The sequence below is a fragment of the Streptomyces sp. N35 genome, from assembly GCF_016464295.1.
Classification (GTDB): Bacteria; Actinomycetota; Actinomycetes; order Streptomycetales; family Streptomycetaceae; genus Streptomyces.
The window spans coordinates 1-2,154 of the sequence record NZ_JAEIMH010000189.1; the positions used below are offsets into that span (position 1 = coordinate 1).

Annotated in this window: 4 protein-coding genes; 1 reads left to right on the plus strand and 3 read right to left on the minus strand. The window is 67.9% G+C overall.

What is annotated here, in order from left to right:
- Positions 1-325 precede the first annotated feature (325 nt).
- Positions 326-511 (minus strand): hypothetical protein, encoded by a 186-nt coding sequence (locus JAO81_RS41760; RefSeq protein ID WP_199553231.1) that lies wholly within the window; start codon positions 509-511, stop codon positions 326-328.
- Positions 512-616: 105 nt separating this feature from the next.
- On the opposite strand from JAO81_RS41760, the gene JAO81_RS41765 reads away from it, so the two are divergent.
- Positions 617-1,387: a DNA-binding transcriptional regulator gene (locus tag JAO81_RS41765; RefSeq protein WP_199553232.1), complete on the plus strand. Its 771-nt coding sequence runs from the start codon at positions 617-619 to the stop codon at positions 1,385-1,387.
- Between the two features lie 68 nt (positions 1,388-1,455).
- On the opposite strand, the gene JAO81_RS41770 is transcribed toward JAO81_RS41765, so the two are convergent.
- Positions 1,456-1,776, minus strand: coding sequence for a hypothetical protein (locus JAO81_RS41770; protein WP_199553233.1), 321 nt, complete (start codon positions 1,774-1,776; stop codon positions 1,456-1,458).
- A gap of 77 nt (positions 1,777-1,853) precedes the next feature.
- The coding region (locus JAO81_RS41775) for a holin (RefSeq protein ID WP_307814249.1) at positions 1,854-2,154 on the minus strand (301 nt) is incomplete at its 5' end.

Consider the following 2,154-nt stretch of genomic DNA (forward strand, 5'->3'; position numbering starts at 1 on the left):
CCGCACCCGTCGCGGGGACCTGCCAGATGGGCTCCGCGGGGGGCTGGATATAGCGGTCGTACGTCGACACGTCGAGCTCCCAACTACGCCTGCGACTAGGGCATTTGAAAGACTCACACGTTGCTAGACCAACGGTCAACAAGCCTGCGCGTGAAGCTCCCTGATGGACGGCAACGCCTTTCACGGAATTTCACATGGATCGTGCCCGCACCCCCCAAACGTCCCCCAGGGCGGCTTCTGACATCTCCAGATCCCCCAGAAATCCCCCGAGAATGAGACCGCCCTGTGCCCCCTGACCTGGGGATACAGGGCGGTTAGCTGTCCCCTAGATGGTTCTGCAGTCGTCATAGTGCCGGTAGACGACGCGAGCAGGGCCGGTGGGGCGTTGCTGTGTGCAGCGCCAGACACGTTCCAGGGTCTTGATCGGCTTGTTGCAGTCGGGGCAGGTTTCCCCGCTCGCGCAGTAAGTGACGTACTCACCGCGGCGGGTCTGACAGGGCTGTGTGTCCATGTGGTCATGGTTCAAGGCGGGGGCTGACCATGGCGACGTCGTACGCGGCGTCCAGTGGGCGTCAAACCGGTGTCATTTCGGCTGCGGGAGTTCTAGCCTCGGATCATGACGACGACAGCAGTGGTACCCAACGACGTACTGCGCGCGGTCCGTATCGGCATGCGGTTGAGTCAAGACGAGTTCGCCCAAGCCATCCGGCGCGCCGGTGACGCACTCGGGGAACCCAACGATGCCAGCAAGCGCCTGGTGCAGCGGTGGGAGTCCGGCCAGACCCGGACCTGCCGCCCTGCCTACGCGCGAGCGCTGGAGAAGGCGACCGGCCGCCCCGTCGAGGCGCTGGGGTTCTCCCTCGCCATCCCCATGGCCAGGGTTCGCGACGACGGCACAGGAGGACACGACATGGAGTCTGGTGAAGTCGGCTCCGCTGAGGCCGCGGCGGCCGCCGCGCCGGAGCTGGCAAGCGAGTACTCCGGCATCTGGCTCTCTCGATATGAGTTCTACTCGTCCAGCCGGGACGAAGCGTTCGACTGCAAGCACCACGTGCTCCTGGTCCAGCGTGACAATCGGCTGACGGCGCAGAGCCTGCCTGGAGCATCGACAAACCCGGACAGCCCCCTGTCCCTGGATCTCACCCTTGACCGGAACGTGGTCACGGGTACGTGGACCGAGCAGACTGCGACTGACGGGTACTACCAGGGTGCCCGATACCACGGCGCGATCCAGCTGCTGGTCGAACCGACCGGACGACGCATGGCCGGTAAGTGGGTCGGCTTCGGCAAGGACTTCGACGTCAACACCGGGCCGTGGGAGCTGCGCCTACTGGACCGATCTACCGGGCGGGCAAGCGTTGAGCGGTACTCAGTCCCCCCGGCATAACGCCCCAGAGGATGACCTGGACGCGCCCGACTCACGCGAAATCGCCCCCTGACGGCCCGTGTGGGCGGTCAGGGGGCCGGGGGGGTCGCTGTCACCTTTTGGGGCGGTGCGGGGGGGGGGACGGGGGGGGGGGGGGCGCCCGCCCGGGCGCGGGAGGCACGGGGGCGGGGGATGCGCCGGCGCGGGCGGGCGGTGTGGTGCTGCTCGAGGCGGTCGACGGCATCGCGTAGTGAGCTGCCGCTGTTGGGGAACAGTTCGTGCTCGATGCGGGCCAGGCGGGCGTCGTTGTTGTCCAGGCGTTGGATGACGCTGGGCTGGTCTTCGGTTCCGTTCCATTCCTCGAGGAAGCGTTCGCCGCCGGTGACGAGGCGGGCAACGCTGCGGAGCACGCGCCACAGCAGAGCGCCAACCCCGCCGGCCGCTGCGGTGGCTCCGCCGACGAGGACGAGACCTTCGAGGTGTCGGGTCACTCGCCAGCCGCCGGGCTCGTGTCCTTTCGGACCGTGGGGAGGCGCTCGACGAGTCCAGGCCCGTCCGGACCGAAGCCTGCACCGGCTATCGAGGTGAGCACGGACAGAACTGCGGCCATCCCGGCGGTGGAGAGGGCAGGGAGCCAGGGGGCGTCGAGGAGGCCGAAGCTGCCTGCACCGAGGACGGCGAGCAGGGCCTGGGCGAAGGTCTTGAGGGCGCGTTCGAGGACGGCGGTCCCGTACGGGGTGGTGTTCAAGGGCGTGTGTCCGTTCAGGTGTGGGGGACGTGGAGCTTGG